Below are 18,593 nucleotides of genomic sequence, written 5' to 3'. Positions count from 1 at the left end.
CCGCAGCCACAGGCACAGCCGCACCTCGCGGACCCGCCGATCTACCGCGCGCTGATCCGCCACTGGTCCGACCGCGGCCGGACCCTGCCGGGGCGTCCGGATCCGGAGTGGGTCAGGCTCGCGGCGCCGCCGGTGCGGCACGGCCAGTTCAGCGCGAGTCGGGACCCGCGAGGTGACGGGCGATGACCATGCGCTGGATCTGATTGGTGCCCTCGACGATCTGCAGCACCTTGGCCTCGCGCATGAAGCGCTCCACGGGGAAGTCCGCGGTGTAGCCGTAGCCCCCGAGCACCTGTACGGCGTCGGTGGTCACCTTCATCGCGGCGTCCGTGCACAGGAGCTTCGCCATGGCCGCCTGCTTGGAGAACGGCCTGCCCGCGTCGCGCAGCCTGGCCGCGGCCAGGTACAGCGCCCGGCCCGCCTCGATCTGCGTCGCCATGTCCGCGAGCATGAACCGAAGGCCCTGGAAGTCCGCGATCGGCCGCCCGAACTGCCGCCGCTCCGTGGCGTACGACACCGCCTCGTCGAGCGCCGCCTGGGCCACCCCGATCGCGCAGGCCGCGATGCCGAGCCGCCCCGAGTCGAGCGCGGAGAGCGCGATGGCGAAGCCCTGCCCCTCGTCGCCGATGCGGCGGGAGCCGGAGACGCGCACGCCGTCGAAGTTGATCTGCGCGGTGGGCGAGCCCTTCATGCCCATCTTCTTCTCGGGCACCGCCGCGTTCAGGCCATCGGCGTCACCCGGCACCAGGAAGGCCGTGACGCCCCTGGCGCCCTCGCCGCCGGTGCGGGCCAGGACGGTGTAGAAGTCGGCGACGCCGCCGTGCGTGATCCAGGCCTTGGTGCCGGTGATGACCCAGTCGTCGCCCTCGCGGACGGCCTTGGTGCGCAGGGACGCGGCGTCGGATCCCGACGCGGGCTCGGAGAGGCAGTACGCGCCGAGGAGGCCGCCGCCGAGCATGTCGGGCAGGTGCTCGGCCCGCTGTTCCTTGGTGCCGTACCCGGCGAGCGCGTGGCAGGACAGGGAGTGCACGCTGACGCCGAGGCCGACGGTCAGGCGGGCGGCCGCGAGCTCTTCGAGGACCTGGAGGTAGACCTCGTAGGGCTGGTCACCCCCGCCGAATTCGGCGGCGTACGGCAGTCCGAGCAGGCCCGATTCGGACAGCAGGGTGAAGACCTCGCGCGGGAAGCGTCCGGCCTCCTCTTCCTCGGCGGCCCGCGGCGCGATCTCGCGCTGGACGATGTCCCGGACGAGCGAGAGCAGATCCCTGGCCTCATCCGTGGGCAGCTGACGATCCACCGGCTGCGGGGCGTGGTCGGGCATGACGCTCTCCTCCCTGTCGGGCTACGGCGGGCTCCGCTGTGGGTGAGGCGGCGCCACCGGGAAACGATGCAGGGCCCGGGCCGCCTTCCGGGTCACGGAAGCGGCTGACCAGCGGCTCTGGCGCGTTGAGTATGCCCGATCGACGGCACCCCGTCACTAGTTAACGACCGCTTACTCGAAAGATAGCCGAAGATCGACGATGACCGCGGGATTGGTACGAACCATTGACGCACTGGTCTAGTCCTCCTACTGTTCCCCCGAACGTCTTAACGCGTTCATGCCAAGACGCGGCATGGATGCGACACAGCCGCGACACGCAGGTCCACAGCACCACTTCCCCCCTCCCTGTTTCCCCCCACAAGGAGACACGATGCTCAGACCGCACACCCCCCGCGCCTCCTTCCGGGCGCTCATCGCCACCGCCTGTTGCGCCGTACTCGGCGCGGGCCTGCTGGCCGGCGCGGGCAGCGCCGCCGCCGAGCAGGACAAGGGCACCCCCACGAAGGCGGCCGCCGGTTCCAAGGTCGTCGGCTACTTCACCGAATGGGGCGTCTACGACCGGAACTACCACGTCAAGAACGTCGACACCTCCGGCTCCGCCGACAAGCTCACGCACATCAACTACGCCTTCGGCAACGTCCAGGGCGGCAAGTGCACGATGGGCGACGCCTACGCGGCCACCGACAAGGCGTACACCGCGGACCAGTCCGTGGACGGCGTCGCCGACACCTGGGACCAGGACCTGCGCGGCAACTTCAACCAGCTGCGCAAGCTGAAGAAGAAGCACCCCGACCTCAAGGTCCTCTGGTCCTTCGGCGGTTGGACCTGGTCGGGCGGCTTCACCGAGGCCGCCAAGAACCCGGCGGCGTTCGCCCAGTCCTGCTACGACCTGGTCGAGAACTCCAAGTGGGCCGATGTCTTCGACGGCATCGACATCGACTGGGAGTACCCGAACGCCTGTGGTCTGACCTGTGACACCAGCGGGCGCGAGGCGTACAAGAGCCTGATGTCCGCCGTGCGTTCGAAGTTCGGCGCGAACAACCTGGTGACCGCGGCGATCCCGGCGGACGCCGAGACCGGCGGCAAGATCGACGCCGCCGACTACGCGGGCGCCGCGCAGTACGTCGACTGGTACAACCCCATGACGTACGACTACTTCGGCGCCTGGGACGCGAAGGGTCCGACCGCCCCGCACTCGCCGCTCACCTCCTACAGCGGCATCCCCAAGGAGTCCTGGAACTCCGAGGGCACCATAAAGAAGCTGAAGGGCCTCGGCGTTCCCGCCGAGAAGCTGCTGCTCGGCATCGGCTTCTACGGCCGCGGCTGGACGGGCGTCACGCAGAAGGAGCCCGGCGGCACCGCGACGGGCCCGGCGGCGGGCAAGTACGAGCAGGGCATCGACGACTACAAGGAACTCAAGACCAAGTGCCCGGCCAACGGCACGGTCGGCGGGACCGCGTACGCGCACTGCGGGAACAACTGGTGGAGCTACGACACCCCGGCGACCATCGCGGGGAAGATGGACTACAAGAACCAGCAGGGACTCGGCGGCACGTTCTTCTGGGAGCTCAGCGGCGACACGTCCAACGGTGAGCTGATCAAGGCCATCAACTGACGTATCGCGCAGGGACGTTGGGGCGGGAGCCGGTCGGCGGCTCCCGCCCCTTCGTCATGGGCCCTGGTGAGCCCTCACGGGCGGGCGGGTGCGGGGTACGACGGCTCGAAGTCCTCGATCACGCGCAGCGTGTCGCCGAGGGTCCGCACGAGGAGGTCGCAGACCGTCTCGCGCGCCAGGCCCTGGTGGCCGATCCAGTCGAGCGTGATGCCCTCGACGCTGCACAGCCAACCGAGCAGCGCGGTGCGCGCGAGGCGCGGTATGTCCGTGCGGCCGTACGCCCCTTCGGCGATCGCGCCGATCATCGCCTCGCGCACCCCGTCCCGTATGGCGTGCACCTCCGCGTCGAAGCCGACGCCGCCGCTGATGATCGTGCGGTACGCGGCCTGGTGGTGCTCGGCGTAGCGCAGGTAGCCGTCGATGGTGCGGTGCACGCGGTCCACGGGCGGCAGGTCGTCATGGCGTCCGGCGCGCGCGACGAGATCGGCGACGGAGTCCTCGATGATCGCGAGGTAATAGCCGCGCTTGGACTTGAAGTAGTAGTAGATCAGCCCTTTGGCGACGCCCGCCTGCTTCGCGATGTCGTCCATCGACAGGGCGTCGTAGGACGTGTCGGCGAACAACTTCCGGCCGATGGCGATGAGTTCGGCGCGGCGTGCCGCGGAGCGGTCGGTGCCGCGCTGTTGACTATTATTCAATTTCGGCCCTAGTCTCCAACTGCCTCGGGATGTCCGCAGTATGGCAGAACCGTGCCACCTGCCGGTTCGGCTCCCGACGGCGCTTCACGCACTCCCCTTACGCACGCTTACGCACCCAGCACGACGTACGGGAGGAAGACAGTGAGCGCAGCACGCAACGCGTTACGCGAGGGCAGAACCAACTGGAAGAAGACGGCCGTGGTGGCGCTGCCCGCCGTGCTGGCCGTCGGGGTCATGGCCAATGTGATGGCCGAGGGCGCGCTCGCCGCGTCCTTCGCCGTCTCCGGGACGAGTTTCCAGGTGTCGTCGGGCAAGCTGACCAGCCAGGGCCTGTCCTCGTACGTACAGACCGACCGGGACGTCGACGGCAAGGGGCACCCGGTGGCGCTCCTCGGGATCGGCGACGCCACGCTCTCCGACATCTGCCAGGCGGCCGAGGTCAAGACGCCCGTCGGCACCGTGGTGTTCAAGCTGACCGCGGGCGGCGACGCGGGAAAGGTCACCGCGAGCAACCTCGTCATCGACGGGGAGGACCTGGTGGGCGACGCCCGCTTCGGCACCGCGGAGATCGGCAGGGACGCCTCCACCCTCGACGAGGTGCCCGGAATCAAGGGCGAGCGCGGCAAGTTCGGGCTGCAGGCCGGGGACATCGAGGTCGCCGGGGTGAAGTCACACGCCTGGTCGGCGACCGGCGGGAACTTCCGGCTCAAGGGCATGAGGGTCGATGTCAGCATCGGCGGCAAGAAGTGCTTCTGACCGGTGGCGGCAGAGCCGGTGTCAGGCCGTTCCGGCGGGACGGCGGCGGCTGGCTCGACCGGCGCCTGCCGTGGCCCGAGCAACGCCGGGTGCTGCGCGGATGGCGGCGCACCCGGCCGTTCTGGGGCGGCCTGCTGCTGATCCTGGGCGGCGCCGAACTCCTGCTCGTACCGCTGTCGCCGCTGACCGTCCTGGTCAGCCTGGGGCTCGGCGGGATCGCGGCGCTCGGCATCGGCATCGCCCTTGTCGTGGCCGGGCTCTTCCTGTGGCTGCTGCCGCACACCCATCACTACGTGAGCGTCAACGCCCTGATCCTGTCGGTGCTTTCCTTCGCGGCCACCAATCTCGGCGGCTTCCTGGTCGGCATGCTCCTCGGCATCGCGGGCAGCGCCATGGCGTTCGGCTGGAGTCCCGTGCCCGAGGGCACGGAGGAGGATCCGGACCGGCCCAAGGTGCGGGACGGGCAGGGCACGCGGACCCTGGCCGTACTCCTTCCCGTACTGATCGTCGCCGGGATCATGAACGGGAACCCGGCGAAGGCCGCGCCGCCCTCGGGCGCGGAGGTCGTGGCGCCGCGGGTGCCGCCGACCGTGACCACGACGCTCTTCGCGCCACAGGGCTTCCTGCTTGCGGGCGTGCGCGAGATCCCCACCGCGGACGGGCCGTTGAAGGTCATGGTGCTGCGGATGAAGGCCGCCTCACTCACGGACTACAAGCTGACGACGCGCGACGGCAAGGAGGAACTCGCCCTGGGCGCCGACACCTTGGAGCTGAGCGGCGACGTCACGCTGTACCTCACCAAGTTCAAGGGGTGCCTCGAAGGCATCCTCTGTCTGACCTTCACGCCCGACAAGCTGCCGGTGCCGCCCGTCGTGCCGCCGTTCGTCTTCATGACGGACGTCAGCGCCGAACAGGCTCTGGTCACATCGGACTTGATCGTGGCGGGTGGTCTGACTCTGAAGGCTTCGGCATGAGGGGCTCGGTATGAGGGACTCGACATGAGGGGCTCGGCGTGATCCAGATTCAGGCCGAGCTCTTCTGGGCGTACGCGATCGGCGCGACGTTCGCGCTCTCCGCGGGGCGTCAGCTGCAGGTGTGGGAGCGGATCAACGCGGGCGAGGGGCCGCGCACGCGCAGCCGGGCCGCCAACCCGTACCTCGCGCTCACCGCGCTCTTCGCCGCCGTCCTGATGGTCCCGACGGGCCTCTTCCTGCTGTGGCAGAACCCCGCATGGGCGACCATGCACGTCGCGTCGGGGCACGAGGGCGTGTGGGCGGGGTTCGTGCTGTTCTACGCGGGCGGGATCCCCGTCGCCGCGATCATCGGGTTCCTGGTGGCGCAGGCCCTGGTGCTCGTGGGGGCGGGGTACTGGGCGTACCTGCAGTGCGTGGGCGGATACTTCCTGCTCTTCGGCACGCTGGTGCACGGCTGGGACGGCAGCGGCTACGAGCGCTTCCTCTCCCCCGGCGCGAAGGACTTCGCCGAGTGGCCGAAGGACAGCGTCGTCAATCACGTGCTGGGCTTCTTGACGTCCGGCACGTTCCTCGCGCTGCTGCTCTTCGGCGCCGCCGTCATCGGCACCATGCTGATGACCGAGATCGGCTGGCTGATGGAGGGCTGGTCACTGCCCGGCGCCGACGAGGACCGCAAGGTGCCGAGGATCCTCGGCATCGCCATCGCGGGGGCAGGGGTCTACGGACTGCCGTTCGTCGGCGCGCTCCTGGCCAGCGGTCTCGTCCGCCTGCTCGGCGGCTGGCTCGGCCTGCCGCTGTTCGCGGTGCTCGCGGGGGTGACGCTGCTGCACGGGCGCTCGCCGGTGCGCTGGCTGTACGGCCTGGTGGGCGTGCCGGGGCGGCACTGGCGGGCGGGCCTCGACGACAGCGGCTACGAGGACGGGCTCACAGCAGACCGGCCTGCGTGACGAGCATCGCGAGGACGACGACGAGGGTCCAGCCCGCGAGGTGCTCCAGGACGTTCGGTCCGTCTTCCTTGGGGCCGCCGGTGCGGGCCTTGGCGTGGACGGCGGTGGCAGAGGTCGCGGTCATGTCTTCTCGCTGACGTTCGGCTGGCAGTGCGTCTGACAGTGGCTTCCCCCCACTGGGACCCCTCCACCTTGCCAGCAGGACACCCGATCGAGGGAGAGACCTTGGTCACCCACAACCCGGCCGGAGTGCCGTGCGTCTAAGTCGTGACACGAGCAGGGCTCGTCGCACGTCCGCGCAGCATCCGACCGAGAGGTTCCCGATGAGCACGTACCGGACACCACGCCGCAGAGCACGGCTCGCCCTCGCGGCCGCGATCACCGCGGCGGCCGCCCTCACCGCACCGGTCTCGCAGGCCGCGTCCGCACCCTCACCCGCACCCTCATCACCCGTTCAGAAGCCCTCGCCCGGGGCGCCCGGCCTCGGCGACCCGATGTTTCCGCTCGACGGGAACGGCGGGTACCGGATCGACCGCTACTACCTGGACTTCGACTGGCAGGCGCCGAAGACCCCGTTCGGGGCGACGACGACGATCAAGGCGCACGCCACCCAGGCACTCTCCCGCTTCAACCTCGACTTCGGCGGCAACACCCTGCGCTCCGTGACGGTGAACGGCGCGCCCGCCGACACGTCGCGCTCCGGCGACGAACTGACCGTCACCCCCAAGTCCCCGCTGGCCAAGGGCAGTTCCTTCACCGTCAAGGTCGTGTACACCGCCGACCCGACGCAGACCAGGCACCGCGACGACGCGATCGAGGACTACGGCTGGATCCCCACGCCCGACGGCACCGTGGTCTATCCGCAGCCCAACGGCGCCCGGCTGATCTTCCCCGGGAGCGACCACCCGAGCCAGCGCGCGCCGATCACCTTCCGGATCACCACCCCGGGCGACCGCACGGCCGTCGCCAACGGCAGGCTCGTCTCGCGCGCCGAGCGCCCCGACGGCCGCGTCCGCTGGACGTACGACTCCGAGCAGCCGCTCTCGACCCAGCTGGTGCAGCTCGCCGTCGGCAAGTTCAAGGTGGTCGAGAGCCAGGGGCCCGGCGGTCTGCCGCTGCGCGACGTCGTCCCCGACGCGCTGGTCGAGCTGACGGCCGCGTACCGAGGGCTCACCCCCGACCATCTGAAGTGGCTCCAGGAGCGGCTCGGCCCCTACCCCTTCAATCGCTACGGCATCCTCGTCGGCGACACCGACCTCGGTGTCGCCCTGGAGACGCAGACGCTGTCCCTCGTCCCGAAGGCCGATCTCCTCGGCACGAAGGTCGACGCCGAGCGGAACATGGTGCACGAGCTGACCCACCAGTGGTTCGGCGACAGCGTGGCGCTCAAGAGCTGGTCCGACCTGTGGGTGAGCGAGGGGCACGCCCGCTTCTACGACCGGCTGTACTCCGAGGAGCACGGCGGCGAGAACTTCGAGGCCCTCATGAAGGCCGCCTACAAGGCGCACGACCAGTGGCGCCGCGACTACGGCGCCCCCGCGGAGCCGACCGAGCCGAACCTCTTCAAGCGCATGCGGTACGACGGTTCCGCGCTGGTCCTCTACGCCCTGCGCGAGCAGGTCGGCGACGCCACGTTCCAGAAGATCGAACGCGCGTGGGTCAGCGGCTTCAAGGGCCGCACGGCGGGCACCCAGGACTTCATCGACCTGGCGTCGAAGGTCGCGGGCCAGGACCTCGATGGGTTCCTGCGGCCGTGGCTGTACGGCCCGAAGACGCCGCCGATGCCGGGGCATCCGGACTGGGTGGTGGACCCTGCCACGTGACGCGGGGCGTCCTCACGATGTACGTGGGCCCGGCCGCCGGGGAGCGGCCGGGCGCCGCCGCTTGACCCACAGCAGCAGGACCACGGAGCACACCGCGGCGGACGCGCACCACGTCGAGATGTACTCCTGGCGCCACAGCACGAAGGTCACCGCGGCCCCGACGGCGACCAGGACGCCGAACAGGACGAGGCCGCGGTCGTCGGAGAGGAGGAGGGAGCCGATGGTGGCGAAGAGGTAGCCCGCGACGACCAGCTCCGCCCGCGGCAGCCCCAGGGAGTACCCGACCGTGTGCCCGCGGATCTCGGCGGTCACGGTGCGGGTCACCAGCGCGTGCGCGAGCGCGGCCGCCGTCGCGCAGCCCACCACGAGAGGCACGAGCAGACGGCGGCGGGCCCCCGGCGGCGCGGCGCACAGCACGGCCGCCGGTACCCACAGCGCCAGGAGCGGCAGCGCGATGACGGCCCAGGCGACCGTGGCGGGCCCGGTGCCGCCGTCGTGGTGCCAGACCGCGGCCTCGATGATCTGGTGGACCCCCAGAAGAACGGGCAGCGCGGCCAGCGGCAGGTCACGGGGGCGTCGGGCCGCCAGGGCCACCGAGGCGACCCCCACCGCCGTGATGCCCGCGCCCGCGACGAGGTCGGCGGTAGCGCTCCAGCACATGGCGGCAACGCTACGGGCGAGGCAGCGCGGGAGCCCGCCGGATGCGCCTTTGGACTAGGCCGGACGCGCGGGACCATGCGACCGCCCCGACGCAGCCCCGCCACACGGCCCGCGCGGGCTCCGGGAACCCCCGGCCGGAGCCCGCGCGGACCGGTCGTCCCCCGTGGCACAGCCGGGGCCCGCCCCCGCAGAAGCCTGCCGCCGGTGTACCTCCCGGGCCGCGCCGGACACCCGAGGGCCGTACCGACGCCCCGGCGCAGACCCACCACACGGCCCGCGCGGGCTCCGCGATCCCCCACCGGAGCCCACACGAACCAGTCATCCCCCCGTGGGACAACCGGGGCCCGCCCCCAGAGGCTCGCCGCCGGAGTGTCTCCCGGGCTGCGCCGGACACCCGAGGGCCGTACCGACGCCCCGACGCAGACCCACCACACGGCCCGCGCGGGCTCCGCGATCCCCCACCGGAGCCCACACGAACCAGTCATCCCCCCCGTGGGACAACCGGGGCCCGCCCCCGCAGAGGCTCGCCGCCGGTATGCCTTCGGGCTGCGCCGGACATCCGGGGGCGCCATGCCGACACCCCGACGCAGACCCACCACACGATCCGCGCGGGCTCCGCGATCCCCCACCGGAGCCCACACGAACCAGTCATCCCCCCGTGGGACAACCGGGGCTCACCACCGCCATGCCTCCAGGGCGGCCCGGCCGTCAGCCCCCGTCGGACAGCCGCGGCTCGATCCTGAAGAGTTCGCCGCCGGCCTGGCCGACGAGGCTCCGGCCCTCGCTCATGAGTTCGGGTGCGATCCCGGCCCGCATCGGGCTCTTCGGCAACGAGACCTTGCCGCGCCAGCGCACGTCGCCGCTGTCCAGGTCGAGGCCCACCAGGTGGCCCGACGGGTCGAGGAAGTACGCCACCCGGCTCGTGAGGTCCACCGCGGCCGCGGAGGGCAGTTCCCGCATCGTGGAGTCGCGCGGGTCCTCGCGGAGCGTGAGACCCGCGGCCGTCGACCACAGCCGCTTGCCGTTGTCGGCGGAGTACGCGACGGCGTTGCCGTCCCTGCCGACGCCCAGGATGCGGCCGTCCGCGACCGTGCCCATGGCCAGCCGGTCCATCCGGTGGCGCGTCACCTTGCCGGATCCGGTGTCGACGCGGATCAGGGTGGCGGGGCCCGGCTCGCCGGTGGGCGCCTTCCCGTCGGCCGGACCCGCCAGCAGCACGGCGTCCCCGTCCGTACCGATCTTCATGGTGGGCCCCTTGACGGAGGCCACCTGCTCCGGCCTGCCCGTCTTCGGGTCGAGGCGGACGACGGCGCTCCGCTGCGGTGCCTTCTCGCTGTCCGGGGAGCACGTCAGATACGGGACGCCGCCGATCACGGCCCGGTCGCAATCGGCCTGCGTCCACTTGTACGTCCACAGCGTCCGGCCCGTCCTGCCGTCCAGCGCGGCCACGCGCTTGAAGGAGGGTGTGTTGGCGAGGACACCGCCGTCGAACAGGACGGCGGAGGTGCCGCCCCGGCTGTCGTCGGCCAGTTCGTGCTTCCACAGCACCCGCCGCGTACCGGCGTCGAGGGCGACGAGGTCGGTGCCCGCCGTGGATGCCCCCGGATCGTGATCGGCGTAGGTGTACACCACCCCGTCCCTGGCACCGGGGAACGTTCCCGCCGGGGTGCTGCCGCTGTGGCCGCCCTTGGCCTTCCGCCGCCAGTCGACCTTTCCGGTGCGGCCGTCCACGCCGATGGCGTCGTACTTCTCGCCCCGGCAGTACACGTCACCGTCCTCGGTACCGATGGCACAGGCGTCCCAGGACTCGGCGGGCAGCTGGGTCTGCCAGAGCAGCTTGCTCTCCTTGCTCACCTGTGCGGCCGGGCGCGAGGCCCCGTCGTCGCCGAGCGCACCGGTGGTGAGGGCGGCGCCCAGGGTGACGCCCGCGAGGCCGAGCACGGTGCCCGTCGCGCGGACGACGTTGCGCCGTCGGCGGCGGCGTACGACGCGCTCGGCGATGCCCGCGGGAGCGGCGGGGTTCTCGGGGGTCCAGGCGTTCAGGACGTCCCTGATGGTGTCGTCCAGCTGGTCGGGGTTCATGTGCGGGCTCCCTTCAGGGACATGGCGTGCGGGGCGGTGGCGGCGGTCGGTCCGGGGAGACCCAGCTCTGGCGCGAGGATACGCAGCCGGGCCAGGGACCGGTGGGTGGTGCTGCGTACGGTGCCCACCGAGCAGCCGAGCGCGGCGGCGACCTCCGTCTCGGACAGGTCCTCGAAGTAGCGCAGCACCAGTACGGTGCGCTGCCGCGGCGTCAGCCGGGCAAGCGCCTGGCTCACGGTGATCCGCAGATCGGCGGCGGACGTGCCGTCGGCGACGCCGTGGCCCTCGGGCGGCGCGGCGAACGTGGGCTCGCGGTGCGGCCTGCGCAGCCGCCAGCGGCTGATCTGGTGCCGGTACATCACCTTGCGCACGTAGCCTTCCGGATCCTCGACGTGCCGCCAGCGGCCCAGCGCTTTCAGCAGTGCGATCTGCACAAGGTCCTCGGCTTCGTGGCGATCGCCGCCCGTGAGCAGGTTCGCAAGGCGGAGCAGGGCGCTCCACCGGGCGTCGACGAAGTCCCGGAATCTCTCGTGGTCCTGCGGGTTCATGTGACCCTCCCGTTTCCTGACGACCACAAGGACGCGTGGACCACGGGCAATCTATGTCTGCCTTCGCGGATTTCTTCGGCGGACAGAGAGGAAGCCCTCTCCCCGCGAGGGCAGAGGGCTTCGCTCCGTCGCTCCGTCAGCGGATCCCGACCGCCGCCAGTGCCTTGCGCTGGGCCGCGGAAAGCGTCGTCGGGAAGTACAGGTAACAGACCCCGCCCGTGCCCGAGACCACCTTCCCCGAGGCGTTGTAGCGCTTGGTGCGCAGCCAGATGTTCTCCCACTCACGCCTCTTGTAGACGCGGCGCACCGCCGGGTTCGACGGTGAGGCGGGGTCGTTGGCGATCACGTCGCCGGTCGCGGTGAAGCCGATGACCGTCATCAGGTGGCCCGCCGTGCCGTAGCCCGCGCCGGTCAGTTCCTCCTTGAGGAAGGACTGGGACGTGATGGCCGGGATGCCCGTGGCGATCAGCGACTCCAGCTCCGTGAGGGACGCCAGGCGGGTCACGACGCCCTGGAGGTTCTTGTACGTCGCGGCGTACGCGGCGTTGAACGGCCAGTTGCCGCAGCCTTCGTACTGGTAGTCGAAGGTGAAGCGGGCGGCGTGGCACACCTGCGGGTCGGCGTAGGTCGGGTCGACCCAGGCGAGGTCCTCCGGGGTGGGTTTGCGGCCCCAGTACTCGATGATCATCTGCGAGGAGGTGGGGCTGCACCAGGCCTCGCCCCCGTTGTCGTACTCCGGGTACTGCCCGGCGTGGATCTCCTGCGAGTAGCGCGGAACCTTCAGTTCCTTGGTCAGGCCCGGCTTGGAGGCGGGAACCGTGAAGCGGTCGGGGACCGCGGAGGCCATGGCGCCGAGCCGCCAGACCGTGGGGGTCCCGGTGGCGCCCGGCTTGCGGTAGAGCGTCAGGCGCAGCTGGTAGGAGACGATCCGCAGGGCCGCCGTCGTGTCGTTCAGGGAGAGCGTGTCCGTCCAGACGGTGGACTTTCCGTCGGTCTGGTCGTCGACCGAGGTCCGCCGGATGTCGGTCGCGATGTCGTCGCCCGAGGTCCAGCGCCCCATCACGTACCAAGGCGTCTTCGTCTTGTCGGAGTAGGTGCCGCGCAGCTCCACCTGGAGCCAGGTGCCCGCCGGGGTGCGCGCGTTCCAGGAGGCGATGGCCTCCGTCGCGGGCACGGTGGAGCGGTGGGTCGGCGAGGTCCACCTGGCGTACTCCCAGGTGGCGGTCGTGCCGGTGTGCGGATCGGTGTAGTCGGTGCGGCCGGCGGCGGTGGCGATGCGCAGGCCGGGACGGCTCCCGGCGACCACGGCGGTGCCCTCGGCGGTGCCGGTGCGCCAGTCCTCGTACGAGGTCCAGAAGTGGTTGTCCACCGGGCGGGCCGCGCGCGGCGGGCGGGCGGCGGACCCCGTGGCGGCCAGGGCGGGGCCCGCGGTGGCCGCGAGGGCGGCTACCGCGGCGGCCGTGGCCAGCACGGATCTGCGGGACATGTCATCTGCTCGGTCTGCTCGGTCCATGGAGGGACCCCCAGTCGACGTGGTCTCCGGCGGGACGCCGGAAGGTCGGGTCAGGTGCACGGAAGTGGGCCAACTATGGCCGGTCCCCGCCGACTTCTGCCAGCGCTTCGGGCACTGCCGCGCGCATCATTATTGGCCTTTACCAATGGCATGACCTGCGGCGGCGCGCGGAACACATCCTTCCGCGGTCGTACGCTTGCCGGTGATGACCAGGCACCCGAACTCGCGTCCGCATCCGGACCCGCGCACCGCGCTCCCCCGCCTCGCCGAAGCCCTGCGAGGGCTGCCGCCCTCCTGCGGGCCCGTCCGGCTCGTCGCCATCGACGGGCACGCGGGCTCGGGGAAGTCGACGTTCGCGCGCCGACTCGCCGACGCGTTCGACGGGGTGTTCGCAGGAGTACCCGTGCTGCGGCTCGACGACATCGCGAGCCACGACGCCCTGTTCGCCTGGACGGAGCGGCTGCACCGTGCCGTCCTCGGGCCGCTGTCGCGCGGGGAGGCGGCGCACTACGCGGTCTACGACTGGACCGAACGCCGTTTCGGACCCGCCGACCGGGTGCTGCCGCCCGCGCCCGTGGTGATCGTCGAGGGGGTCGGCGCGGGCCGCGCCGCGCTGCGTCCCTTCCTCGCCCAGCTGTTGTGGATGGACGTGCCGCAGGAGGAGGCATGGGCGCGGGGACGCCAGCGGGACGGACAGGTCCAGAGTGACTTCTGGGACGGATGGGAGCCCGCGGAACGCCGGCACTTCGCCGAGGACCCTTCACGGCCGTTCGCGCACTTTTTGGTACGACAGAGTCCGGAGGGATACGAGTTGCTCCAGGGCCCCAGTGAGACGCCAGTCGGGACCCAAGTCGTCACACAGAGTTAAGAACGATCGGCGGTCCGCTGAACCTCCGGAAAAGCGCTTCCACTTGCCCAGATCAGTTTCAGCGAGTGCCCCAACTCTGCTTGACCCAGGGGCCTTACAGGACTTACGTTCTGAATGTGCGGTCCTACGGGGTCGCCCGCAGACGCGAAGCCCCCGGTTGTTCCCCCGTGATCGGGGGCTTCGTTCTGCCTTTCGGGCCCGATTTCCGGCTGCCCCGAGCGGCCGTTCGCTCACGCTGGGTCACCATCGGACCCGCCCCCCGGCGGCCCCGCGCGCCCGATCTCGCGGTGCGGCACCCTACGGCCGACCGCTCCCCCGCAGGTACGATGCATCTCGGTGCGCCTTTCGGACGGCTGATGCTCTGCGCACCGAGTCAACTCCCGTCCGCAGCACGGCGGTTCAGCGAAGTGGCCGACGGGCACCGCCCGGCGGTACGCAAACGGGGGCACGGTTTGTGGGGGACGTGATGGACTTCGACGCGGTGGGCTCACCCGCCCCGGCCGACCTCGCCTGGCTGAGGGGCGTCGACGCCTACACGATGGGCGCCTATCCGCAGGCGGAGGAGGAATTCCGCACGGCGGTGCGGATGGATCCGGGGATGGCCGACGGCTGGCTGGGGCTGCACGCGCTGCGCATCGACACGACGACGGCGCTGCTGCGGATGTTCCAGCACAGGGACCGGTTCGGGGAGCAGCGCGCCCGGCACGCGCGGACCCTCAACTCCTGGTACTGGCTGGGCTGGTGGGTCCAGCCCGTCCTGGAGAGCACCCGCGACCTGCTGCTCGCGCACGCCTCGCACTGGCTGGACGGGCGCCACGTGCCCGAGCTCGACCGGGCGCTCGCCGGACTGCCGCCGGTCGACGCGGATCCACAGGTGCGCTTCCTGCACGCCTGCCGGTCCTATCTGGTCAAGGACTGGGACCAGTTGGTGCGCCACACCGACTCGCTGATCGACGATCCGATGCTGGGCATCGAGGCCGGTCTCTTCGGCGGCATGGCCCGGGTGCGCCTGGAGATGTACGGCCAGGCGGATCCGCTCCTGTCCGCCGCCCTGATGCGCTGCCGCAGCGAGCAGCCGCAGCGCAAGGAGCTGCGCTACTGGCTGGCCCGCGCGCACGAGGGCACCGGACGCTCGGCGGCGGCCCTGCCGCTGTACCGCGCGGTGCACCGCGTCGACCCCGCCTTCATGGACACCTCCGCGCGGCTCGCGGCGATCGCCGAGGGCGACGGGTACGACGAGGCGGCCGATCTGGCCGCCGCGATCAGCCTGGCGGGGGCGGGCCCCGACCTGCTCGAAGGCCCCGAGGGCATCGAGCCGCTGTTCGGCACCGAGGGCCGGGACCTGAAGGTCACCGACCCCGAGCCGCCGCCGGGCGGCGGGCCTCCCGGGCCCTCTGGGACCGACGCGGTCCGCGAGAAGGCGGTCATCCCGATCAAGCCGGGCCCCCCGCAACTGCCACCGGGGCCCACCGACCCCGCCCTCCTGGAGGCCGCGCTCGCCGAGCTGGAGCGCATGGTCGGCCTCGAACCGGTCAAGCGCCAGGTCAAGGCGCTCTCCGCGCAGTTGAACATGGCGCGCCTGCGGGCCGCGCAGGGGCTGCCCGTGCAGCCGCCGAAACGACACTTCGTCTTCTCCGGCCCCTCGGGCACCGGCAAGACCACGGTGGCCCGCATCCTCGGCCGGGTCTTCTACGCGCTCGGACTGCTCGGCGGCGACCACCTGGTCGAGGCGCAGCGCGCCGATCTGGTCGGCGAGTACCTGGGCCAGACCGCGGTCAAGGCCAACGACCTGATCGACTCGGCGATCGGCGGCGTCCTCTTCGTCGACGAGGCGTACTCCCTGTCCAACTCGGGCTACGGCAAGGGGGACGCGTACGGCGACGAGGCCCTCCAGGTCCTCCTCAAGCGCGCCGAGGACAACCGCGACCACCTCGTGGTGATCCTGGCCGGATACCCCGAGGGCATGGACCGGCTGCTCGCCGCCAACCCCGGACTCTCCTCGCGCTTCACGACCCGCGTGGACTTCCCCTCGTACCGCCCCTTGGAACTCACCTCCATCGGCGAGGTCCTTGCCGCCGACAACGGCGACGTGTGGGACGAGGAGGCCCTCGAAGAGCTGCGGTCCATCAGCGGGCACGTCGTCGACCAGGCGTGGATCGACGAGCTCGGCAACGGCCGCTTCCTGCGCACGCTGTACGAGAAGAGCTGCGCCTACCGCGACCTGCGCCTGTCCGGCTATCCGGGCGCCCCCGACCGCGACGACCTGTCGACGCTGCGCCTGCCCGATCTGATGCAGGCGTACGGGGAGGTGCTCTCGGGGCGGGGGCCGCAGAATCCACTGAGCGGCTGAGCCCGCCCCGGACGAGCCGGTCAGCTGACGAGTGCGGTGTCCCTGACCTCCTGCGACGGCGTCCGCGGCAGCGCCACCCGGTGCGCGGGGTCGCGGACCTCACCGACCAGGAGTTCCAGGACGTCCTCCAGGGCGACCAGGCCGAGCACCTTGCCCGACCCGTCGGCGACCTGCGCCAGATGCGTCGCGGCGCGGCGCATCACGGTCAGGGCGTCGTCCAGCGGGAGTTCGGCCCGCAGGGTCGTCATCGGGCGCCACACCTGCTGCGGAACGGCGCGGTCCGTCTCCTCCAGGTCCAGTACGTCCTTCACGTGGAGGTAGCCCATGAAGGCGCCGTTCTCCGCGCGGACCGGGAAGCGCGAGTAGCCGGTGCGCCCGGTGAGTTCGACGACCTGGCCCGGGGTGACCGAGGGGCCCACGGTGACCAGCGAAGCGCCGTCGAGCAGGACGTCCGTCACCGGGCGCGAGCCCAGTTCGAGGGCGTCCTCCAGGCGCTCCTGCTCCTCGGGGCCGAGCAGCCCCGCCTGGCCCGAGTCCTCGACCAGGCGGTTCAGCTGCTCGCTGGTGAAGACCGCCTCGACCTCGTCCTTGGGCTCCACCCCGAAGACCTTGAGAACGACCTTGGCGCAGGCGCCGAGCGCCGCCGTCACCGGGCGACACAGGCGCGCGAAGGCGACCAGGCCCGGGCTGAACCAGAGCGCGGTCTTCTCCGGCGCCGCCATCGCGAGGTTCTTCGGGACCATCTCGCCGATGACGAGGTGGAGGAAGACGACGACGGCGAGCGCGATCACGTAGCCGAGCGGGTGGATCATGCCCTCGGGCAGGTGGGCCGCTTCGAAGAGCGGCTCCAGGAGATGCGCGACGGTCGGCTCGGCGACCGCGCCGAGCGTCAACGAGCAGACGGTGATGCCGAACTGGGCCGCAGCCATCATCTGTGGCAGGTGTTCGAGGCCGTACAGGACCTGGCGGGCCCGCTTGGAATCCAACGGCTCGATCTGGCTGCGGCGTACGGAGACGAGCGCGAACTCGGCGCCCACGAAGAAGCCGTTGGTCAGCACGAGCAGCACGGCGAACAGGAGTTGCAGCAGGCTCATCGGACCGCCTCCGCGACGGACGTGCGGGCCTGGGCGTTCGAGGTGGTGACGATCCTGACGCGCTCGGCGCGGTAGTGCCCCACCTGGCGCACCGCGAGCCGCAGGCCCGGGAGTTCGGCGCGGTCACCGGGGGCGGGAATGCGGCCGAGCAGGTCGGCGACGAGTCCGGCCACCGTCTCGTAGGGCCCTTCGGGCACGTCGAGGCCGACGCGCCGCAGGGTGTCGACGCGGCAGCTGCCGTCGGCGTCCCAGGCGGGGCCGCCGTCCTCGGGCGGCGCCGGACTGAGTTCGGGCACGTCGTGCAGATCGTGCTCGTCGCGGACCTCGCCGACGAGTTCCTCGACGATGTCCTCCAGGGTGACGACGCCCGCCGTGCCGCCGTACTCGTCGACGACGACCGCGATGGGCTGTTCGTTGCGCAGCCGCCCCAGGAGGGGCTGCACGGGCAGCGTCTGGGGGACGAGCAGCGGAGACTGCGCGATGCGGCTCACGGGCGTGCGAAGGCGCTCGTGGGCGGCCACCGCGAGGGCGTCCTTGAGGTGCACCATGCCGACGATCTCGTCGATCCGCTCGCGGTAGACGGGGAAGCGGGACAGGCCGGTGGCCCTGGTCAGGTTCACCACGTCCTCCGCGGTCGCCGACGACTGCAGGGCGCTGACCTTCACGCGCGGCGTCATGACGTGCTGCGCGGTCAGCTCGGCGAGCGAGAGGGTGCGCACGAACAGGTCGGCGGTGTCCTGCTCCAGGGCACCGGCCTGCGCCGAGTGCCGGGCCAGGGAGACCAGTTCACCGGGGGTACGGGCGGACGCCAGCTCCTCGGCGGGCTCCACGCCGAGGGCGCGTACGAGACGGTTGGCCACCGCGTTGAGCAGGGCGATCACCGGCCGGAAGAGCCGCGAGAAGGCGTGCTGCGGGCCCGCGACGAACCGCGCGACCTGCAGCGGCCTCGACACCGCCCAGTTCTTGGGCACCAGTTCGCCGATCACCATCTGCACGGCGGACGCGAGGAGCATGCCGACCACCACGGCAACGCCGCCGACCGCGCCGCGCGGGACGCCGAGCGCCGTGACCGGGCCCGCGAGCAGATGCGCGAGGGCCGGTTCGGCGAGCATGCCGACGACGAGCGAGGTGATGGTGATGCCGAGTTGGGTGCCGGAGAGCTGGAAGGACAGCTCCTTGAGGGCACCGACGACCGTACGGGCCCGACGGTCACCGTCGGCCGCGGCCTTCTCCGCGTCGGGGCGTTCCACGGTGACGAGGCCGAACTCGGCCGCCACGAAGAAGCCGTTGGCGAGGATCAACAGGAATGCCGCCCCGAGAAGCAGCAAGGGGACTGTCATGCCG

At 71.4% G+C, this 18,593-nt stretch carries 16 protein-coding genes; 7 read left to right on the top strand and 9 right to left on the bottom strand.

What is annotated here, in order from left to right; all coding sequences use genetic code 11:
- Window positions 1–148: 148 nt before the first annotated feature.
- A complete protein-coding gene (locus tag CP970_RS36830) occupies window positions 149–1,321 on the bottom strand; it encodes an acyl-CoA dehydrogenase family protein (RefSeq protein ID WP_055552405.1) in 1,173 nt (390 codons plus the stop codon).
- 370 nt (window positions 1,322–1,691) lie between these two features.
- Between CP970_RS36830 and CP970_RS36825 the strand changes: the two genes are divergently transcribed.
- Entirely contained in the window at window positions 1,692–2,936 is a 1,245-nt protein-coding gene (locus tag CP970_RS36825; RefSeq protein WP_055552403.1) for a glycoside hydrolase family 18 protein, read from the top strand.
- A gap of 74 nt (window positions 2,937–3,010) precedes the next feature.
- Here CP970_RS36825 and CP970_RS36820 read toward each other — a convergent pair whose 3' ends face one another.
- On the bottom strand, window positions 3,011–3,634 hold the full coding sequence (locus CP970_RS36820; RefSeq protein ID WP_055552401.1) for a TetR/AcrR family transcriptional regulator: 624 nt from the start codon (window positions 3,632–3,634) through the stop codon (window positions 3,011–3,013).
- Between the two features lie 141 nt (window positions 3,635–3,775).
- Between CP970_RS36820 and CP970_RS36815 the strand changes: the two genes are divergently transcribed.
- The 3 genes from CP970_RS36815 to CP970_RS36805 are packed head-to-tail and all read left to right on the top strand — an operon-like array spanning window position 3,776 to window position 6,311.
- A complete protein-coding gene (locus CP970_RS36815; RefSeq protein WP_055552398.1) occupies window positions 3,776–4,390 on the top strand; it encodes a DUF6230 family protein in 615 nt (204 codons plus the stop codon).
- Window positions 4,381–5,364: a DUF6114 domain-containing protein gene (locus tag CP970_RS36810; protein WP_398656433.1), complete on the top strand. Its 984-nt coding sequence runs from the start codon at window positions 4,381–4,383 to the stop codon at window positions 5,362–5,364. Before CP970_RS36815 ends, CP970_RS36810 begins: the two co-directional genes overlap by 10 nt.
- Before the next feature lie 38 nt (window positions 5,365–5,402).
- Window positions 5,403–6,311 carry a hypothetical protein gene (locus CP970_RS36805; RefSeq protein WP_055552395.1) on the top strand — a complete coding sequence of 303 codons (909 nt, stop codon included), beginning with the start codon at window positions 5,403–5,405 and terminating at the stop codon, window positions 6,309–6,311.
- On the opposite strand, the gene CP970_RS36800 is transcribed toward CP970_RS36805, so the two are convergent.
- The gene (locus tag CP970_RS36800; protein WP_107099042.1) at window positions 6,289–6,435 is read right to left on the bottom strand and encodes an SCO1431 family membrane protein; all 147 of its coding nucleotides are present in this window, start codon (window positions 6,433–6,435) and stop codon (window positions 6,289–6,291) included. The genes CP970_RS36805 and CP970_RS36800 overlap by 23 nt on opposite strands.
- Before the next feature lie 199 nt (window positions 6,436–6,634).
- Here CP970_RS36800 and CP970_RS36795 point away from each other — a divergent pair, with 199 nt between their 5' ends.
- Complete coding sequence (locus CP970_RS36795; protein ID WP_191094994.1) at window positions 6,635–8,134, top strand: M1 family metallopeptidase; 1,500 nt, start codon at window positions 6,635–6,637, stop codon at window positions 8,132–8,134.
- A 12-nt stretch (window positions 8,135–8,146) separates the two neighbouring features.
- Here the strand turns inward: CP970_RS36795 and CP970_RS36790 are convergent, their stop codons facing one another.
- The 4 genes from CP970_RS36790 to CP970_RS36775 all read right to left on the bottom strand — a co-directional run bounded on the left by CP970_RS36790 (window position 8,147) and on the right by CP970_RS36775 (window position 12,910).
- The gene (locus tag CP970_RS36790) at window positions 8,147–8,794 is read right to left on the bottom strand and encodes a DUF6629 family protein (protein ID WP_055552393.1); all 648 of its coding nucleotides are present in this window, start codon (window positions 8,792–8,794) and stop codon (window positions 8,147–8,149) included.
- Window positions 8,795–9,502: 708 nt separating this feature from the next.
- Complete coding sequence (locus tag CP970_RS36785) at window positions 9,503–10,876, bottom strand: outer membrane protein assembly factor BamB family protein (RefSeq protein WP_055556134.1); 1,374 nt, start codon at window positions 10,874–10,876, stop codon at window positions 9,503–9,505.
- Window positions 10,873–11,424 (bottom strand): SigE family RNA polymerase sigma factor, encoded by a 552-nt coding sequence (locus tag CP970_RS36780; RefSeq protein WP_055556132.1) that lies wholly within the window; start codon window positions 11,422–11,424, stop codon window positions 10,873–10,875. Before CP970_RS36780 ends, CP970_RS36785 begins: the two co-directional genes overlap by 4 nt.
- A 136-nt stretch (window positions 11,425–11,560) precedes the next feature.
- Window positions 11,561–12,910 (bottom strand): peptidase C39 family protein, encoded by a 1,350-nt coding sequence (locus CP970_RS36775; protein ID WP_224058909.1) that lies wholly within the window; start codon window positions 12,908–12,910, stop codon window positions 11,561–11,563.
- 232 nt (window positions 12,911–13,142) lie between these two features.
- Here CP970_RS36775 and CP970_RS36770 point away from each other — a divergent pair, with 232 nt between their 5' ends.
- On the top strand, window positions 13,143–13,805 hold the full coding sequence (locus tag CP970_RS36770; RefSeq protein ID WP_055556128.1) for a uridine kinase family protein: 663 nt from the start codon (window positions 13,143–13,145) through the stop codon (window positions 13,803–13,805).
- 466 nt (window positions 13,806–14,271) lie between these two features.
- Window positions 14,272–16,155: an AAA family ATPase gene (locus tag CP970_RS36765; RefSeq protein WP_055556126.1), complete on the top strand. Its 1,884-nt coding sequence runs from the start codon at window positions 14,272–14,274 to the stop codon at window positions 16,153–16,155.
- A 20-nt stretch (window positions 16,156–16,175) separates the two neighbouring features.
- Here the strand turns inward: CP970_RS36765 and CP970_RS36760 are convergent, their stop codons facing one another.
- Both CP970_RS36760 and CP970_RS36755 read right to left on the bottom strand, forming a co-directional pair.
- A complete protein-coding gene (locus CP970_RS36760; protein WP_055556124.1) occupies window positions 16,176–17,249 on the bottom strand; it encodes a hemolysin family protein in 1,074 nt (357 codons plus the stop codon).
- On the bottom strand, window positions 17,246–18,589 hold the full coding sequence (locus CP970_RS36755; protein WP_150494458.1) for a hemolysin family protein: 1,344 nt from the start codon (window positions 18,587–18,589) through the stop codon (window positions 17,246–17,248). The genes CP970_RS36760 and CP970_RS36755 overlap by 4 nt, the downstream gene beginning before the upstream one ends.
- Between the last annotated feature and the right edge of the window lie 4 nt (window positions 18,590–18,593).

It is taken from the genome of Streptomyces kanamyceticus (assembly GCF_008704495.1).
GTDB lineage: Bacteria > Actinomycetota > Actinomycetes > Streptomycetales > Streptomycetaceae > Streptomyces > Streptomyces kanamyceticus.
The sequence above is the reverse complement of the archived record's forward strand: the minus strand, read 5'-3'. Positions and strand labels throughout refer to the sequence as shown.

What these genes read in the sequence shown, in the direction of transcription:
- CP970_RS36755 (WP_150494458.1), bottom strand. Translation starts at nt 18,589, where the DNA reads ATGACAGTCCCCTTGCTGCTTCTCGGGGCGGCATTCCTGTTGATCCTC.
- CP970_RS36765 (WP_055556126.1), top strand. Translation starts at nt 14,272, where the DNA reads ATGGACTTCGACGCGGTGGGCTCACCCGCCCCGGCCGACCTCGCCTGG.
- CP970_RS36785 (WP_055556134.1), bottom strand. Translation starts at nt 10,876, where the DNA reads ATGAACCCCGACCAGCTGGACGACACCATCAGGGACGTCCTGAACGCC.
- CP970_RS36775 (WP_224058909.1), bottom strand. Translation starts at nt 12,910, where the DNA reads ATGTCCCGCAGATCCGTGCTGGCCACGGCCGCCGCGGTAGCCGCCCTC.
- CP970_RS36780 (WP_055556132.1), bottom strand. Translation starts at nt 11,424, where the DNA reads ATGAACCCGCAGGACCACGAGAGATTCCGGGACTTCGTCGACGCCCGG.
- CP970_RS36790 (WP_055552393.1), bottom strand. Translation starts at nt 8,794, where the DNA reads ATGTGCTGGAGCGCTACCGCCGACCTCGTCGCGGGCGCGGGCATCACG.
- CP970_RS36760 (WP_055556124.1), bottom strand. Translation starts at nt 17,249, where the DNA reads ATGAGCCTGCTGCAACTCCTGTTCGCCGTGCTGCTCGTGCTGACCAAC.
- CP970_RS36825 (WP_055552403.1), top strand. Translation starts at nt 1,692, where the DNA reads ATGCTCAGACCGCACACCCCCCGCGCCTCCTTCCGGGCGCTCATCGCC.
- CP970_RS36830 (WP_055552405.1), bottom strand. Translation starts at nt 1,321, where the DNA reads ATGCCCGACCACGCCCCGCAGCCGGTGGATCGTCAGCTGCCCACGGAT.
- CP970_RS36770 (WP_055556128.1), top strand. Translation starts at nt 13,143, where the DNA reads ATGACCAGGCACCCGAACTCGCGTCCGCATCCGGACCCGCGCACCGCG.
- CP970_RS36795 (WP_191094994.1), top strand. Translation starts at nt 6,635, where the DNA reads ATGAGCACGTACCGGACACCACGCCGCAGAGCACGGCTCGCCCTCGCG.
- CP970_RS36800 (WP_107099042.1), bottom strand. Translation starts at nt 6,435, where the DNA reads ATGACCGCGACCTCTGCCACCGCCGTCCACGCCAAGGCCCGCACCGGC.